This window comes from Paraburkholderia sp. (assembly GCF_035501035.1).
GTDB lineage: Bacteria > Pseudomonadota > Gammaproteobacteria > Burkholderiales > Burkholderiaceae > Paraburkholderia.
In genome coordinates this window covers 1-17,275 of sequence record NZ_DATJWR010000009.1, presented here as the reverse complement: position 1 = coordinate 17,275, position 17,275 = coordinate 1, and the positions used below count along the sequence as shown (strand labels likewise).

The following is a 17,275-nucleotide window of genomic DNA, read 5'->3' as shown; positions in this document are numbered from 1 at the left end:
GCGCACGCAGCGCCTGTCTTGCCGGCCGCAGGGGCGGCACGGCGCGTCGCCGCCCATTTCATCCGTACGAGTTATCCACCATGTCCGATTCATCGTCAGCGTTCCTCGCGCCGGCAAGCGCGGGAGCGCCAGGCGATGCGGGCAGGGACACCCCTGGTTCCGCGCCATCTATGTCGTCAGCTTCACAGCCCGGGCTGCCGCCCGGGTCATCATCCGATTCAGTTTCGCAGCACGACTCGGCGCCGGGCACCGCATACGAGGCGCAGTCGCCTGCGCCGCAGTCCCAGCAGCACGCGCAGGCCACGCCAGGCGCGGCTGCGAGTGCCCCGCAGCCGTTCGTCTATCTGGGCCGCCAGCCCATCCTCGATCGCAACGGCGCGCTCAATGCCTACGAACTGCTGTTTCGCGGCGGCGCGCACAATCGCGCGGATATCGATGACGACGCGCTCGCCACGGCCCAGGTGATGACGCGCACCATCGGCCAGCTCGGCGTGCCCGCGGTGCTCGGCCGCCACTACGGCTACGTCAATATCAGCCGTGAGCTGCTCTTCGACGACATCGTGCATCTGCTGCCGCCTGGCCGCTTCGTGCTGGAGGTGCTCGAACACGTGCGCTTCGATGCGGCCGTACTGGAGCGTCTCGCGCAGTTGCGCCGCGCCGGCTATCGCATCGCCTTCGACGACGTGAGCGAGGTGACGGAGAACCTGCTGCGCGCGCTGCCCTATGCGGACATCATCAAGGTCGACCTGATGCAGACCAGTCGCGCGGCGCTGCCCGGGCTCGTCGCGACCCTCGCCGCGCACGGCAAGACGCTCATCGCCGAGAAGGTCGAGACCGTCGAGGACTTCGAACTCGCGTCTTCGCTGGGCTTCGAGCTCTTTCAGGGCTACTTCTTCGCCCGCCCGCAGGTGCTGCGCGCGCCGCGCGTGCGGGCCTCGCGCATGGCGCTCGTGCGGCTGCTCGCGCTGGTGGCGAACGACGTGGCCACGGCCGAACTCGAGCGCGAGCTGCGCAGCCATCCGGGCGTCGTGGTGCAACTGTTGCGTCTCGTCAATTCGAGTGCCTACGCGCCGGGGCGGCCCATTTCGTCGCTGCGCGAGGCGGTGCTCGCGGCCGGCACGCGCCAGATCGCACGCTGGGCGCAACTGCTGCTCTATGCGAGCGGGCGCGACCTGCCGTGGGGCTCGGACCCGCTCGTGCAGCTTGCGGGCACGCGCTCGCACTTCATGGAGCTTGCCGCGCGCAGCCTGAGCCCGCAGGACCCCGAGTTCGCCGACGCCGCTTTCATGACCGGCATCTTCTCGCTCGTACACGTGCTGGTGGACTCGACGCCCGCGCACACGCTCGATCATCTGGGCCTCGCGCGTGAGATCAGCGAGGCCGTGGACGGCTATCGCGGCGAGCTCGGCACGCTGCTCAAGATCGCGATGGCCGCCGAGCGCGGCGATCACGACACCGCGCAGTGCCATGCGAGCGAGGCCGGCGGCATGTTCGGCGCGCTCACGCCGCCGCTGCTCGCCGAGCTCAACCTGTGGGCCGGCGCGTGGTTCACGGCGTATGCCGAAGGGTGAAAGCGGGCTGTAATGCCCGTCCGTGCGGCGTCTGCGAGCGCGGGGATTGTGTGGTCCAATAGCGCCATCGCCGCATGCGTGGGCACGATGGGCGCTCCCGCGTGGCGATCCAATTCGAGGACATTCCGAGATGAAACCGAAGTTCTTTGCGGCGGGAGTCGCGGCGCTCGTTTGCGCCGGCCTTGCGCTCTTCACCCTGTCCGCGCAGGCGACGCTCAAGCCGGGCGACCCGGCGCCGGATTTCACGGCTCAGGCATCGCTGGGCGGCAAGACCTACACGTATTCGCTCGCCGCCGAGCTGAAGAAGGGGCCCGTGGTGCTGTACTTCTATCCGGCGGCGTTCACGAAGGGCTGCACGATCGAGGCGCACGAATTCGCCGAGGCCGTCGACGAGTACAAGAAGTACGGCGCAACCGTGATCGGCGTTTCGCACGACAACATCGAAACGCTCACGAAGTTCTCGGTGAGCGAGTGCCGCAGCAAGTTCCCGGTAGCCGCCGATGAAGACGCGGAGATCATCAAGGCATACGACGCATCGATGCCGATGCGCGACTCGATGGCCAATCGCGTTTCCTATGTGATCTCGCCGGATGGCAAGATCATCTACGAATACACGAGCCTCTCGCCCGACCAGCACGTCGAGAACACGCTGCGAGCCATGAAGGAGTGGGCCGCGCAGCATCCGCAGCAGTAGCCGCAGCAACCCCGGTAAGGGCGAGGTCCGCCGCGCGCGGGCTTCGCTGCCCTCCATCCCGATCGTCTCCTCCGTGTTGCGTCGAGGCACACCGCCACCCACCAGCCGATATCCACCGTTTTCGTTGCTCTCCCGCCGCACGGAATAGCCGCATGCCGATTCTCGTTCTTCTATTCGCGTTCGCAGCGCTCGTCTATGGCGCGTACTGGTCTTTCAACGCCATCGCGGTGCGGTTCGGCATGGGCATGGCCGTGGGCGCAGCGGTGCTTGCCGCGGCGCTGTTCGTCGCGCTCGTCGCCTGGTGGTGGCGGCGTCGGCGCGAAATCGCGCCCAACGTGCGCGGCGAAGGCGACTGGACGCACCGCGTTGCGGGCGCATGGGGCGAGGCCCGTCTTGCGGCGGGCAAACGCCTGTGCGAGGTGACCCAGGGCGGGGCGCACGGCGCGTATATCTTCGCGGACCTCCGGGGCGCACAGGCCGCCCGCGACGCCGATGGCTGGCACGTCGCGCTGCGAGTCGCTGATCCGAAGCGCCCGCTCTGGCAACTGCCGATGCAAAACGAGCGCGAAGCGAAGCGCTGGGCGCGCATTTTTACGCTTGCGATCGCACAGCATCTGTAACGGCGATTGCGGGCGAAGACCCGATTCGTTGCCGATTCCAGATCGAGGAGACGCTCCGGGACTCGTGTCCTGCGCCTCGGTCCTTTTGCGATCGGCACCCGGCAGCGGTGACAGTTTCCCGTGCCGCAATCGGGAGCGAGCCGCTGTGTGCAATGCCGTCATCACCCTGCGGCTGTGCGGCGAGCGTGGCAACATATGCGCTGAGTCACGAGCAAGTCCGGCGCCGGCATTGGGCCGAAGGCGGCGTGGCGGGCGACGGCACGTTCAACGCCCATTTTTCGCCGCACGCGATCATGATCGGGACACCGCACCCGAACGTGCCCGGCCACGGGCAGCACCGAGGCCGCGCGCGCGAGCCGCAAGGAGGAAGCAAATGAAACGTATCGCGTTGTTGTGGAACGTGGTGAAGGGCGATGCGCGCGTGCTCTGGCACGCGCTGCGCCAGCCGGAGCGCCCGGTGTGGCTCGTGCCCGCCACGGCGCTGGTCGCGCTCTATGCGCTCGACCCGTTCAATATCGCGCTGCCGCTGGCGGGCATCGTCGACGACGGCATCATCGTGCCGCTGGCCCTGCACCTGATCGTGCGTTGCCTGCCGGCGCATCTGCGGCAGCCGCGCCGCGCCGCGGCATGAAAAAAAACGGCTCAAGCCAGGCTTGAGCCGCTTTCTGGCGCATGCTTCGTGCGCATGCGCGCCGCCTCTTATTCCGCGGCAGCCGCGGGCGCCGCGCGAGCGCGCTTCGCATCCCACCACACGCGCAGCCGGTCCATGTACAGATAGACCACCGGCGTCGTATAGAGCGTGAGCATCTGGCTCACGATCAACCCGCCCACGATCGAGATGCCGAGCGGCGCGCGCAGCTCGGCCCCTTCACCGCGCCCGAACGCGAGCGGCAGCGCGCCGAGCAGCGCCGCGCAGGTCGTCATCATGATCGGACGGAAGCGCAAGAGGCACGCCTGGTGGATCGCGTCGCGCGAACTCAGGCCCTGGCGCGAGGCTTGAATCGCGAAGTCCACCATCATGATCGCGTTCTTCTTCACGATGCCGATCAGGAGGATCACGCCGATCAGCGCGATGATGCTGAACTCCGTCTTGAAGAGCAGCAGCGCGAGCAGGGCGCCCACGCCCGCCGAGGGCAGCGTCGAGAGGATCGTGAGCGGGTGGATGTAGCTCTCGTAGAGAATGCCGAGCACGATATACACCGCCGCGAGCGCCGCGAGGATCAGGAGCGGCTGGTTGTCGAGCGACTGCTGGAACGCTTGCGCCGTGCCCTGGAAGCTGCCGTGTATCGTCGCGGGCATGCCGATCTCGGCCATCGTGTCGTAGATCGCGGCGGTGGCGTCCGAGAGCGACTTGCCGGGCGGCAGGTTGAACGAGATCGTCGAGGCCACGAACTGGCTCTGGTGATTGACCGAGAGCGGCGTGGTGCCGGGGCCGAACGACGCGATCGCGGAGAGCGGCACCATCGTTTCCTTCGACGTGGAGACGGCCGCGCCCGACGACGCGCTCGACTTGCCGCTCGCGGCGAGCGAGTTGGTCGCGAGGTTGCGCGCGGAGTCCGCGGCGATGGCGGCGGCGCTCGTTGCCGTCGTCGTTGCCGTCGTTGCCGTCGTGGCGGCCGTGCCGCCCGTGGAGGCGGTGGTCGGTCCGGTGACGGTGCCTGCCGTCGCGTTGGTGCTTTGCGAGCCGCTTGCGGTGCCGCCCGAGGTGCTCACCCAGAGCTCGTCGAGCATGGTCGGGCTTTGCCAGTATTTCGGCGCGACTTCCATCACCACGTGGTACTGGTTGAGCGGGTTGTAGATCGTCGAGACCTGGCGCTGGCCGAACGCGTCGTAGAGCGTGTTGTCGATCTGCGAGGGCGTGATGTTCAGGCGCGCGGCGCTCGTGCGGTCGATGTTGATCATCGACTCGAGACCGCCTTGCTGCTGGTCCGAGTTCACGTCGGCGAGCTCGGGGCGCGCCTGCAGCGCCTCGGTGAGCTTGGGTCCCCACTTGTAGAGGTCGGCAGTGTTGTCGGCGAGCAGCGTGAACTGGTACTGCGCGTTCGACTGCCGGCCGCCCACGCGGATGTCCTGCACGGCCTGCAGGAAGGTGCGCGCGCCCGCCACGTTCGAAAGCGGCCCGCGCAGCTGCGCGATCACCTCGTCGGCGGAGAGTTTGCGCTCGCTCTTGGGCTTGAGCGAGACGAACATGAAGCCCGAGTTGGTCGCGCGGCCGCCCGAGAAGCCCGCGACCGAATCGACGGCGGGGTTCGCCTGCACGATGCGCATCATCTCGGCGAACTTCACCTTCATCGCCTGGAACGAGGTGGCCTGGTCGGCCTGGATGCCGCCGATGAGGCGTCCCGTGTCTTGCTGCGGGAAGAACCCCTTCGGCACGATCACGTAGAGTGCGACGTTCAGCGCGATGGTGGCGACGAGCGTGAGCAGAATGAGCAACGGGTGCGCGAGCGCCCAGCCGAGCGTGCGCTCGTAGCCGCGCTGCATGGCCTCGAAGCCGCGTTCGAGCCACTGCGCGAAACGGCCTTCCTGTTTCTTCTCGTGCGGCTCGGCGAGCAGACGCGAGCACATCATCGGCGTGAGCGTGAGCGAGACGACGAGCGATACCGCGATGGCGAGCGAAAGCGTGAGCGCGAACTCGCGGAACAGACGCCCGACGATGCCGCCCATCAGCAGGATGGGCAGGAACACGGCCACGAGCGACACGCTGATCGAGAGCACCGTGAAGCCCACTTCGCGCGCGCCGATGAGCGCCGCCTGCATGCGCGGCGCGCCGTTCTCGAGATGGCGCGAGATGTTTTCCAGCACGACGATGGCGTCGTCCACGACGAAGCCGGTCGCGATGGTGAGCGCCATCAGCGACAGGTTGTCGAGCGAGAAGCCCATCAGATACATGGCCGCGAAGGTGCCGATGATCGAGATGGGCACGGCCACGCTCGGAATGAGCGTCGCGCGCCAGTTGCGCAGGAACAGGAACACCACCATGACGACGAGCGCCACGGCGATCATGAGCGTGCGCTCGGTGTCCTTGAGCGAGGAGCGGATCGTGACCGAGCGGTCCGAGGTGGGGATCACCTCGACGTTGGCGGGCAGCGACGCCTTCAGCTGCGGCAGCATCGCGATCACGCGGTCCACGGTCTCGATGATGTTGGCGCCCGGCTGGCGGTAGAGGATCACGAGCACCGAGCGTTTGCCGTTGGCAAGCCCGATGTTGCGCAGGTCCTCCACCGAATCGACCACTTCGCTCACGTCCGAGAGCTTCACGCCCGCGCCGTTGCGGTAGGCGATCACGAGGTCCTTGTACTGGCTCGCCTTGCTCGCCTGGTCGTTGGTGTAGAGCTGGTAGCGCTGCGGGCCGAACTCGATGTCGCCCTTCGGGCTATTCGCATTGGCCGAGGCGAGCGCGGCGCGCACGTCTTCGAGGCCGATGCCATAGTGAAAGAGCGCATGCGGCTCCAGTTCGACGCGTACGGCCGGATTCGCCGAGCCGCTCACGTCGACTTCGCCTACGCCGTCCACCTGCGAGAGCGACTGCTGCAGCACCGTGGCGGCCGAGTCGTAGAGCTGGCCGGCCGTGAGCGTGGGCGAAGTGAGCGCGAGGATGAGGATGGGCGCGTCGGCGGGGTTGACCTTGTGATAGGTCGGGTTCTGCCGAAGGCTCGTGGGCAGGTCGGCGCGCGCGGCGTTGATCGCGGCCTGCACGTCGCGCGCGGCGCCGTCGATGTCGCGATTCAGGCCGAACTGCAGCGTGATGCGCGTGCTGCCCACCGAGCTTTGCGAGGTCATCTCCGTGACGTCGGCAATCGAGCCCAGATGGCGCTCCAGCGGGCTTGCCACGCTGGTCGCCACGGTTTCCGGGCTCGCTCCGGGCAGCGTCGCCTGTACGGAGATGGTCGGGAAGTCCACCTGCGGCAAGGGCGCGACCGGCAGCTTCGTGAACGCGAAGACGCCGGCGAGCGCAATGCCGAGCGCGAGCAGCGTAGTCGCGACGGGGCGCGAGATGAACGGGCGCGAGAGATTCATCGCGTCAGCTCTCCGTGGACGTGGCCGAGGGCGCGCCGTGGCCGCCGCCGAAGCGCTTGCGCAGACGCTGCGCGAGTCGATCGAACACGAGGTAGATCACGGGCGTCGTGAAGAGCGTGAGCGCCTGGCTCACGATCAGGCCGCCCGCGATCGCGATGCCGAGCGGCCGGCGCAGCTCGCTGCCCGCGCCGTTGCCGAGGATCAGCGGCAGCGCGCCGAGCAGCGCCGCCATCGTCGTCATCATGATCGGGCGAAAGCGCAACAGGCACGCCTGATAGATCGCCTCGCGCGGCGACTTGCCTTCCTGGCGTTCGGCCTCGAGCGCGAAGTCGATCATCATGATCGCGTTCTTCTTCACGATACCGATGAGCAGCACGATGCCGATGATGCCGATGATGTCCAGATCGTGCCCGGTCATGATGAGCGCGAGCAGCGCGCCGATGCCGGCCGAGGGCAGCGTGGAGAGGATCGTGATGGGATGCACGAAGCTCTCATAGAGCACGCCGAGCACGATATACATCGTGACGATCGCCGCGAGGATCAGAAAGAGCTCGTTCGCGAGCGACGCCTGGAATGCGAGCGCCGCGCCCTGGAAGCGCGTCTGGAACGAGGCCGGCAGGCCGATGTCGCTTTCCGCCTGCTGGATCGCCTTCACCGCCGCGCCGAGCGAGGCGCCGGGCGCGAGGTTGAACGACACCGTCGTGGCCGGGAACTGCGAGAGGTGCGAGACGAGCAGCGGCGCGGGACGCTCGTGGTACTTCGCGATGGCACTGAGCGGCACCTGGCCCGTGGTCGAGGTGGACGAGGGCAGGTAGATCGAGTTCAGCGCGTCGGTGTAGTGCTGGAGCACCGGGTCGGTTTCGAGAATCACGCGGTACTGGTTCGACTGCGTGAAGATCGTCGAGATGATGCGCTGGCCGTACGCGTCGTAAAGCGCGTTGTCGACCGTTGCGGGCGTGATGCCGTAGCGGGCGGCGCTTGCGCGGTCGATCTCGATGTACACCGAGCTGCCCTGGTCCTGCAGGTCGGTTGCGACATCGGCGAGCTCGGGCAACTGCTGCAGGCGCTGCACGAGCTTGGGCACCCAGGTCGTGAAGTCCTGGATGTTGGGCGTGGTGAGCATGAACTGGTACTGCGTCGGGCTCACCGTCGAGTCGATCGTCAGATCCTGCACCGGCTGCATGTAGAGCGTCGCGCCCGGCACGTGGGCCACGCTCTTTTGCAGGTCGCGGATGATCCCGCTCGCCGTTTCGCTGCGGTCGTCGCGCGGTTTCAGGTTGATGAGCATGCGCCCGCTGTTGAGCGTGATGTTGGTGCCATCCACGCCGATGAACGAGGTGAGGCTCTCGACGTTCTCGTTCTTCAGGATCTCGGCCGCGAGCGCCTGCTGGCGCTCGGCCATCGAGGCGTACGAAACCGACTGGGGCATCTGCGTGATGGCCTGGATCACGCCCGTGTCCTGCACGGGGAAGAAGCCCTTGGGCACGACCACATAGAGTATGCCGGTCAACACGAGCGTGAAGAGGAACACGATCATCGTGAGGCGTTGGCGCGCCAGCACCCATTCGAGCGCCACGCCGTAGCGGCCGATCACGTAATCGAAGAACGCATGCACGCGCGCCTCGAAGCGGTGGCTCCCGGCCGGCGGCGTGTGGCGCAGCATCTTCGCGCACAGCATCGGCACGAGCGTGAGCGAGACGACGGCCGAGATCACGATCGTCACGGCGAGCGTGATGGCGAACTCGTGGAAGAGGCGTCCCACCACGTCGCCCATGAAGAGCAGCGGAATCAGCACGGCGATGAGCGACACCGTGAGCGAGATGATGGTGAAGCCGATCTGCTTCGAGCCTTTCAACGCGGCTTCGAGCGGCGTGTCGCCGTCCTCCACGTAGCGCGCGATGTTCTCGATCATGACGATGGCGTCGTCCACGACGAAGCCGGTCGCGATGGTGAGCGCCATCAACGACAGGTTGTCGAGCGAGAAGCCGCACAGGTACATGACCGCGAGCGTGCCGATGAGCGAAAGCGGCACCGAAAGGCTCGGAATGATCGTCGCGTAGATGTTCGCGAGGAACAGGTACATGACCAGCACGACGAGCACGACCGACATCAGCAGTTCGAACTGGACGTCGCGCACCGAGGCGCGGATCGTGGTGGTGCGGTCGGTGACGATCTGCACGTCGAGCGCGGAGGGCAGCGACTCCTGCAACTGCGGCAGGAGTGCCTTGATGCTGTCCACCACCTGGATCACGTTCGCGCCGGGCTGGCGCTGCACGTTCACGATGATCGCGGGCGTGCCGTCCACCCACGCGCCGAGCTTGGTGTTCTCCGCGCCCTGCACGATGTTCGCCACGTCGGTGAGCATGACGGGGCGGCCGTTGCGGTAGGCGATCACGGCGCTCTTGTAGGCGTCGGCGTCGGTGAGCTGGTCGTTCGCGTTGATCGTGTAGGCGCGCGTCGGGCCGTCGAAGTTGCCCTTCGGCGTGTTGACGTTGAGGTTCGAAATGCTCGTGCGCAGGTCGTCGAGATTCAGGCCGTAGGCCGCGAGCGCGCGCGGGTTCGCCTGGATGCGCACGGCCGGGCGCTGCCCGCCCGAGAGGCTAACGAGGCCCACACCCGCCACCTGCGAGATCTTCTGCGCGAGGCGCGTATCGGCGAGATCCTGGATCTCGGTGAGCGGCAGCGTTTTCGAGGTGATCGCGAGCGTGAGGATCGGCGCGTCGGCGGGGTTGACCTTGGCGTAGATTGGCGGCGCGGGCAGGTCCGAGGGCAGCAGGTTGCCGGCCGCGTTGATGGCGGCCTGCACTTCCTGCTCGGCGATGTCGAGCGGCAGGTCGAGGCTGAACTGCAGCGTGATGACCGAGGAGCCCGCCGAGCTCTGCGAGGACATCTGGTTGAGCGAGGGCATCTGGCCGAACTGGCGCTCGAGCGGCGCCGTGACCGAGGACGTCATCACGTCCGGGCTCGCGCCCGGATAGAAGGTCTGCACCTGGATGGTCGGGTAATCGACCTCGGGCAGCGCGGAGAGCGGCAGAAAACGCAGCGCGACGAGACCGACCAGCATGATCGCCGCCATGAACAGCGCCGTGCCGACCGGCCGCAGGATAAAGACGCGGGATGGATTCATGCTGGCTTACTGGCCTTCCGTCTGCGAAGCATGACGACGGCGGCCGTGATGCGCGCCCGATGCGGCCGAAGCGGCCGAGGCAGCCGAGGCATCCGCTCCCCACGAGCCTTTCTCACCCTTGACGCCCGATGCCCCTTTGGCGCCCTTCGGGTGCTCGGCGGGAATCGTGATTTTCGCGCCTTCGCGCAGGCGGTCGGAGCCGTCGGTCACGACGCGCTCGCCCACGGCGAGACCCGAGGCGATGCTGGTGCGCTCGCCGTCCACCGGGCCCACCTTCACGAGCCGCACGGTGACCGTGTTGTCGGGCTTCACGACATAGACGTACTGCCCCTGCGAGCCATTGAGCACGGCCGAAGTCGGCACGATCACGGCGTCATGGATCGTGTCGACGAGCAGGCGCGCATTCACGAACTGGTTCGGAAAGAGCCCTTGCTCGTGGTTCGCGAAGCTCGCGCGCAGCTTGACGGTGCCCGTGGTGGTGTCGATCTGGTTGTCGAGGGTCTCGAGCGAGCCGGCCTCCAGCATCGTCGTATTGCTGCGGTCATAGGCCGTGACCGGCATCTTCATGCCGTCGCGCATCTGCTTCATGATGGCGGGCAGATTGTCTTCCGAAGTCGTGAAGATCACGCTGATGGGCTCGAGCTGGGTGAGCACGACGATGCCGTTCGTGTCGCCGGGCGTGACGTAGTTGCCCGGATCGACCTGGCGCAGGCCCACGCGGCCCGACACCGGCGCGGTGATGCGCGCGTAGGTGAGGTCGAGCTTGTAGGTATCGACATTGGCCTGGTCGGACTTGACGGCGCCCTCGTACTGCTTGACGAGCGACGCCTGGGTGTCGACCTGCTGGCTCGCGATGGAGTCCTGGGAGAGCAGCGTCTGGTAGCGCTTGAGGTCGAGGCGCGCCGTGGCGAGCAGTGCCTGATCGCGTGCGAGCTGACCTTCGGCGTTGGCGAGCGAGATCTGATAAGGGCGCGGGTCGATCTGCGCGAGCACGTCGCCCTTTTTCACCATCTGGCCTTCCTCGAAGGCCACGCTCTGCAGCGTGCCCGAGAGCTGCGTGCGCACCGTGACGCTCGCGAGCGGCGTGACCGTGCCGAGCGCGGTGATGACGATGGGCATGTCGCCGGCGCGCGCCGTGGCGACGCTCACCGGCTGCGGCATGTTGGCGAGCGCGCCCGGGCCGCCGTGACGCGCGCGTGCGCCGCTAGCGGACGGCGCGCTGCCGCCCGGCGATGTTTTGGCCCACGGCTGCCAGCGCATGAGGACGACGGCGCCGATCACGAGCACGAGGCCGAGCGCGATGAACTTGCCCTTGCGGCCGCGCGGGGCGGCGGCCGGAGCGGACGGGCTGGACGGAGCGGGAGACTGCGGCGGCGTTTCTCGACGGGGGGAATCCGGGCGCTGCTTTTCTAGTTGATCCATCGGTCAGTTCGGTAACGGGTTCTCGAGTGCTCTCGTGCGAGCGGATTACGTGTTGCAGGTAGCGCGGCTGACGCAGCGGGCTCGCCCGATAGCGGGCACGAGCGCCGATGCTGCGCATGGCGGGCGCAAGCTCGATGCCGGGTGCCGGGGCTGGCTGGCCCGGGCGCCGCACCGTGAGGTCATGGGCGGTGCGCGGCTGGCTGGCGCAAACGGACGAAGGGCTGTGAAGCGAGCCGGCGAACGGTGCGCCCGTGTGGCGCTCGCCCGGCATGAACGGGGCCGGGAACGTGGCCGAAACGCGCTTGTGCCAGGTCCATGTGCGTTGATGCCCGATTGCGCACCCGCGCAGCGCGGGCGCGCGGGCGGCGTTGCCGCCAAAAAGCATGATGCTACGTCGCGCCCTTCGTTACAGTCCAGTGCCGTTTCTTTCGAGACGTTACTAGCGTTACACGTGGTGTGAGTATTCTGTAAGGCGACGGCTGTCAGGGCGTGCCGGCGAGGCGCAGGGAGCCGCCGATTTCGTCGACGACGCGCGCGACGCATTCCCGCATGAGCGGCACGACGTGGGCGACGAGCCACTCGCGCGGGCATTGCTGCGAGGCGCCGCCGCAGTTGAGGGCGTAAAGCTCGCCATTGGGACCGGCGAAGGCCGTGGCGATCGCGTTGAGGCCTTCATACCATTCGCCGATCGCGAGCCCGTAGCCTTGAGCGGCTGTTTCGGCGATCGCGGCGTCGAGCCGGCTGCCTACGAACCCCCAGTCGTTGCCGGCCGTAGCCTGCAGCGCGGCGGTGAGCTCGGCGCGCGCGTCGGGGTCGAGCGCGGCCAGGTAGGCGCGCCCCACGGCCGTGCGGCCCATGTCGATGCGCGAGCCGACCTCGAGACGCGTCACGAGCACCGCCGTGCGCGGGCGGATCGCATCGATTACCACCATGTCGAGACGGTCGCGCACGGTGAGGTGCACCGAGAGGGCGGTGCGCTCGGCCAGACGCATGAGGAAAGGCCGTGCGCGGCTGCGAATGTCGGAGTTGCGCAGGAAGCCGTTGGAGAGCTCCAGCACCGACGACGTGAGCACGAAGCGCTCGCTGTCGGGCAGCCGGGCGAGAAAGCCGGTGCTCACGAGCGTGCCGGTGAGCCGCGAGAGCGTGGGCTTGGGAATGCCCGTCAACTCGGTCAGTTCGCGGTTGCTGAGCGGCGCGTCGGCGGCGGCGACGCAGCGCAGGACGGCGAGGCCGCGCGCGAGTGCGGTCACTTCTTCGGCGGCGCCGTCTTTATCGCGATGTGATTCGTCGCGGCCACGCGGTTCGGGTGCGGAGGTCATCGGCGGGACAATTTTCCGAAACAGGATTTCACATTCACGATTCGTGCAGGCCGGCCAATGTACACGAACGGTTGGCTGCACAGCATGGTTTCATGAGCCAGATCAGTACCCGATTTCCAAAATTGGGGCATACATCGGCGATTGATTGTAATGGATGCAGATTGGTTGATAATTCGCGCATTTTGGCGAGAATTTGCTTGACTTAGTCGGCATGCGGGTAAAAAATGGAACCTCATTTCGGTAAAACGCCGCAACCCCGCGCAACTTGCGGGGTTTTAATGTGCCTGCGATTATGCAATCAGCATAATTTTCCGAGGGCACGACGCGCGGCAGCCGAATACCGGCTCTCAGGTTCTAGCACGGCCCTCGGAATGGCTAGAACTTTTCAAGGCGCCACGTGCAAACGTGGCGCTTTTTTTTGCCCTGTCGGGGCAGCCCCGTCCCTCACGGTGCGCAACGAGCCGTACTGAATTCGAATGCTCGCTGGCTCGCGCCGATGCTCATCACGGCTTGCCCGTACCCAGGGCAATCAGGTGAGCGAAGCCTCGAACACCCGTCGATAGTTGCCGCCCAGCATCTGGGCGGTTTCGTGTTGCGAGAAGCCGGCAGCCAGAAGCGCGGCAGCGAGGCTCGGCAACTGTTCGTAGCTGCGAAATACCGGCGGCGAGATGAAACCGTACATGTCCGTGCCAAGGCCCACGTGCTCGACGCCCACGACGTCCGCCATTCTCCTGAAACCGTGCGCCATTGCATCGAGGTCGTGAAATGTCCCTGAACTGGGCCACACGCCGATCACGCCGCCCGTCTGCGCAACCGCGCGCGCTTGATCGGCCGTGATCAAACGGCTGCGCGCGCCAGGATGCCCTGCGAGCGCCGTATGCGAAAGCACGAGCGGCTTCGTCGTCACGGAGGCCGCCCGCTTCACGAGGTCGTAGGTGCCGTGCGCAACGTCCACGACGATCCCCAGCGTGTTGCAGCGGCGCACGACCTGCGCGCCGAAATCCGTCAGCCCGCCATGAACCGGGGCCTCGGTCTGGATGTCGCCAAGCTCATTGACGCGGTAATGCGTCAACTGAAGATGCCGCAATTGATGCTGCGAGTAAGCTTCGTCGACGCGCTCCAGTTGCCCTTCCAGAAAGTCCGCGCCCTCGGCCGCGATGATCACGCATGGCCCGCTCTGGCCTGCCGAGGCGAGCCCGTCGGCACTCGTCACGACGACGAGTTGCTCGCGCGCGACCAATTCCTTCGCGCGGGCGAACTCCGTCTGGCTGAGCTGGTAAAGCTCGCCGGGCTCAGGGCTGCGCCATGCCTCGAAGCGCTTTCTATCCGCCGATACGCGCGTGACGACGGTATCGGTGACGATGGCAAGACAGATCACGTTCATGCCGCCTGCGCGCATGGGCGCGCTCACCGGCGTGAGCGGCCGGTGCGCGCCGAGCGAGGGGTTGCGCGACACGATCACGTGACCCGCGTGGCTATGCATGTCGATCGTGAGTGCCCCGGGGGATGCTCGCCATTGCGTGGGCGCGCTGTCGTCGGGGTTCGGTGCGTCGCGCGCATCGGTGTATCGCTCGAAGCGTCCGGGCGTGCAAGCCGCGAGGCCCAGCGCGGCACCCGAGGCGAGAAATGCGCGGCGGCTCATTCCGGGCGCCGACAGCGGCGAGCCGCTCGACTCCTGCACGCGTTCCGCCGCTTCGAGCCGATAACGCCAACCCGCGGGATCGTCGACCAGTTGCATCAGTCGGCCACGCAGGCGGACGGGTTCGCTGCCGCCTGCGATGGGAGTGGCCATCATGACTTCAATGCAACTGAGAGGATCGCGTGGGATGCAGCCGCCGCAACAGGGTTCGTCTGCGGCGAGCAGGAAGTAATCGGCCGCGGGCTCTGTTGGGTCGAGCGGAATCAGCCATCCACGGATCTCCACCTCGGAGGCGTGCAAGGCGTGTAAGGCGTGCAAGGGGGGCGAGGCGTGGCTCCGGATCGCGCTCCAGATGGACTGCGATGAATCGGAAGAGGTGTCGGTTCGCATCGTCGTCGTGACATTCGTGGTGGCCTGTGCCTGCGCTGCTATCGCACCTTGCAGCAAACAAGCTTGCGTGACCTGCTCCCAGCGGCTGGAGTTCCGGATACAAGATTGCCGAGTGGCCTCATGCGCCCGCAGCGCTGCCCGGGTATAGCCGGACGAGATGTGGGGCCGCTCGGTGTTGTACTCGATTCGCCACGGTTGAATCAAGCGCCTCGCGTGGTGTATGGAGACCCATGCCGCTTGAAGAGGAGCTGCCGCCCACCGCAGAGGATGCGCGGCGGGGCGACGCTGCGCCGCTTCCGCCCGGTCTCTGCCGTACCATCGCGTGATCACCCGTTCGATGGAGTGGCACATGCTTTCCGAAGATGAGCTGGCCTTGCTCGACGCCATCCGTGAAACCGGCAGCCTGTCGCGCGCGGCTGCACGCCTGAACAAGGCGCCTTCCACGGTTTCGCATGCCGCCCGGCAACTCGAGGCGCGCTTCGACGCGCTGCTGTTCGACCGCCGGCGCTACCGTCTGCAGCTCACGCCGGCCGGGCATCTGCTCGCCGAAGAAGCGGGGCGTCTGATGCAGGACGTCGCGCGCATGACGCAGCGCGTGCGGCAGATCGCGAACGGCTGGGAAGACCGCTTGTGGATCGTCACCGACGAGATTCTCGAATTCGAGCTGCTGATTCCGCTGATCCGCGACTTCGACGCGCTGCAGTCCGGCGTCAAGCTGCGCTTCACGCACGAAGTCCTCGCGGGCACCTGGGAGGCGCTGCGCGACGGCCGCGCCGACCTGATCGTCGGCGCGACGAACGAGCCGCCCGCCATCGACGGCCTGCACTGGTTCGAACTCGGCGTGATGGAGTGGGTGTTCGCGGTTTCGCCGCGGCACCGGATCGCGCGCGAGAACGCGCCGCTCTCACGCGAGCGTATTCTCGCCGAGCGTGGCGTGGCGGTGGGCGATTCGGCGCGGCTCACGCCCGGGCGCGCGTACGGGCTGCTTGGCGGCCAGGACGTGCTGGCGGTGCCGTCGATGCGCGCGAAGATCCTCGCGCAGCGCGAGGGTCTCGGCGTGGGGTGGGTGCCGCGCCGGCGCGCCGCGCAACTGATCGAGCGCGGTGAGTTGATCGAAAAGGCCACCGCGAGCCCGCGCGAACCGAATGTGCTCTACGTGGCGTGGCGCGGCGAGCAGGTGGGGCGCGCACTGCAATGGTGGATCGAGCGGTTGCGCGAGCCGCGCCTCGCGAAGCGCCTCGTGGAAGGCATCGCAGTCACGGGTTGAAGCGCTGAAGCGGATATCAGCACGCCGAAGCACGCCGCGCCGCAACGTTCGATGGTTTCGAACGTTTGCGCCAGGTCCCTCGTACGGCAGGTGACGCGCCGCCGGGCAACATGACGTCACGGTCGCACATCGAGACCCTTCCCTTCCAGGAGAAACGTCATGAATCGCTTTGCAAACAAAACCGTTCTCGTGACCGGCGGCACCAGCGGCATCGGCCTCGCCGCCGCGCAGGCCTATGCCGCCGAAGGCGCGCGCGTGGTCGTAACGGGCCGCGACGAAGCCGCGCTCGAAGCCACGCGCCGTGTGCTCGGCGCAGGCGCGCTCGCCTGGCGCAACGAAACTGGCTCGGTCGAGGCGGCGCGCGAACTGGCCGCCGCCCTGCGCGAAGCGGGCCTGCGCCTCGACGCGGTCTTCATCAACGCCGGCGTAGCGAAGTTCGCGCCGTTCGAGCAGGTGGAAGAGGCGCTCTGGGACCTGACTTTCGACACCAACGTGAAGGGCGCTTACTTCCAGATCCAGGCGCTGCTTCCGGTGCTCAACGAGGGCGCGGCCATCGTCATCAACGGCTCGATCAACGCGCATATCGGCATGCCGTCTTCGTCGGTCTACGCGGCGAGCAAGGCCGCGCTGATTTCGCTTGCGAAGACGCTCTCTGCCGAGCTGCTGCCGCGTGGCGTGCGCGTGAACGTGGTGAGCCCGGGGCCTGTGGCGACGCCGATCTACGGCAAGCTCGGCCTGGATGCCGCCACGCTCGAGGCGACCGCAGCGGCGATCCGCGAGCAGGTGCCGCTCAAGCGCTTCGGCGAGCCGCGCGAAATCGCCGCGACGGTGCTGCACCTGAGCGCGACGGAGTCGGCGTTCATCGTCGGCACCGAGGTGGTGGTCGATGGCGGGATGAGCCAGCTTTGATGGGGTCTCGATAAAGAGGGCAGCGGGCGGCAGGCGTGCCGCCCGCGACGGCGGCCCGTCAGGCTACGCTCAGGCCACCGTTTCGCGCTCCGGCGTGGCCGTGATCTTGTGGATGGACAGATCGGCGCCGTTGAATTCTTCTTCCCGATCGATACGCAGGCCGACGGTCATACGCAGCGCGCCGTACACCACCAGGCCGCCGATGAAGGCGATCACGATGCCGGCAAGCGTACCGACGATCTGCGCGCCGAGCGACACGCCGCCGATCCCGCCCAGCCAGCGCACGCCGAAGATCCC

Annotated in this window: 11 protein-coding genes and 2 pseudogenes; 6 read left to right on the top strand and 7 right to left on the bottom strand. The window is 67.2% G+C overall.

The genetic code is table 11. The features are described 5' to 3' along the window. The first annotated feature begins 170 nt into the window (after positions 1-170). The 4 genes from VMJ11_RS00670 (at position 171) to VMJ11_RS00655 (ending at position 3,516) form a co-directional block, all read left to right on the top strand. Positions 171-1,571 carry an EAL and HDOD domain-containing protein gene (locus VMJ11_RS00670; protein WP_325615882.1) on the top strand — a complete coding sequence of 467 codons (1,401 nt, stop codon included), beginning with the start codon at positions 171-173 and terminating at the stop codon, positions 1,569-1,571. Between the two features lie 130 nt (positions 1,572-1,701). After that, positions 1,702-2,265, top strand: a complete 564-nt coding sequence (locus VMJ11_RS00665) for a peroxiredoxin (protein WP_325615880.1) — start codon at positions 1,702-1,704, stop codon at positions 2,263-2,265. Positions 2,266-2,417: 152 nt separating this feature from the next. Beyond that, positions 2,418-2,885, top strand: a complete 468-nt coding sequence (locus VMJ11_RS00660) for a hypothetical protein (protein WP_325615878.1) — start codon at positions 2,418-2,420, stop codon at positions 2,883-2,885. Between the two features lie 373 nt (positions 2,886-3,258). Beyond that, the gene (locus VMJ11_RS00655) at positions 3,259-3,516 is read left to right on the top strand and encodes a hypothetical protein (protein ID WP_325615876.1); all 258 of its coding nucleotides are present in this window, start codon (positions 3,259-3,261) and stop codon (positions 3,514-3,516) included. A gap of 68 nt (positions 3,517-3,584) precedes the next feature. On the opposite strand, the gene VMJ11_RS00650 is transcribed toward VMJ11_RS00655, so the two are convergent. The 6 genes and pseudogenes from VMJ11_RS00650 to VMJ11_RS34370 all read right to left on the bottom strand — a co-directional run. Next, a complete protein-coding gene (locus VMJ11_RS00650) occupies positions 3,585-6,905 on the bottom strand; it encodes an efflux RND transporter permease subunit (RefSeq protein ID WP_325615874.1) in 3,321 nt (1,106 codons plus the stop codon). Positions 6,906-6,909: 4 nt separating this feature from the next. Beyond that, positions 6,910-10,032: an MdtB/MuxB family multidrug efflux RND transporter permease subunit gene (locus tag VMJ11_RS00645; protein WP_325615872.1), complete on the bottom strand. Its 3,123-nt coding sequence runs from the start codon at positions 10,030-10,032 to the stop codon at positions 6,910-6,912. Positions 10,033-10,038: 6 nt separating this feature from the next. Beyond that, a complete protein-coding gene (locus VMJ11_RS00640; protein WP_325615871.1) occupies positions 10,039-11,454 on the bottom strand; it encodes an MdtA/MuxA family multidrug efflux RND transporter periplasmic adaptor subunit in 1,416 nt (471 codons plus the stop codon). Positions 11,455-11,936: 482 nt separating this feature from the next. Then, positions 11,937-12,773, bottom strand: coding sequence for an IclR family transcriptional regulator (locus VMJ11_RS00635; protein ID WP_325615870.1), 837 nt, complete (start codon positions 12,771-12,773; stop codon positions 11,937-11,939). A gap of 529 nt (positions 12,774-13,302) precedes the next feature. After that, positions 13,303-14,568, bottom strand: a complete 1,266-nt coding sequence (locus VMJ11_RS00630; RefSeq protein WP_325615868.1) for a dipeptidase — start codon at positions 14,566-14,568, stop codon at positions 13,303-13,305. A gap of 390 nt (positions 14,569-14,958) precedes the next feature. Next, positions 14,959-15,153: pseudogene (locus VMJ11_RS34370) on the bottom strand (integrase core domain-containing protein); the annotation flags it as partial. Between VMJ11_RS34370 and VMJ11_RS00625 the strand changes: the two are divergent. Together VMJ11_RS00625 and VMJ11_RS00620 are read left to right on the top strand one after the other, a co-directional pair. Beyond that, entirely contained in the window at positions 15,152-16,069 is a 918-nt protein-coding gene (locus VMJ11_RS00625) for a LysR family transcriptional regulator (protein WP_325615867.1), read from the top strand. The pseudogene VMJ11_RS34370 and the gene VMJ11_RS00625 overlap by 2 nt on opposite strands. 159 nt (positions 16,070-16,228) lie before the next feature. After that, positions 16,229-16,978, top strand: coding sequence for an SDR family oxidoreductase (locus VMJ11_RS00620; RefSeq protein ID WP_325615865.1), 750 nt, complete (start codon positions 16,229-16,231; stop codon positions 16,976-16,978). Between the two features lie 69 nt (positions 16,979-17,047). Here the strand turns inward: VMJ11_RS00620 and VMJ11_RS00615 are convergent. Continuing rightward, positions 17,048-17,275, bottom strand: a pseudogene (locus VMJ11_RS00615) (ammonium transporter); the annotation flags it as partial.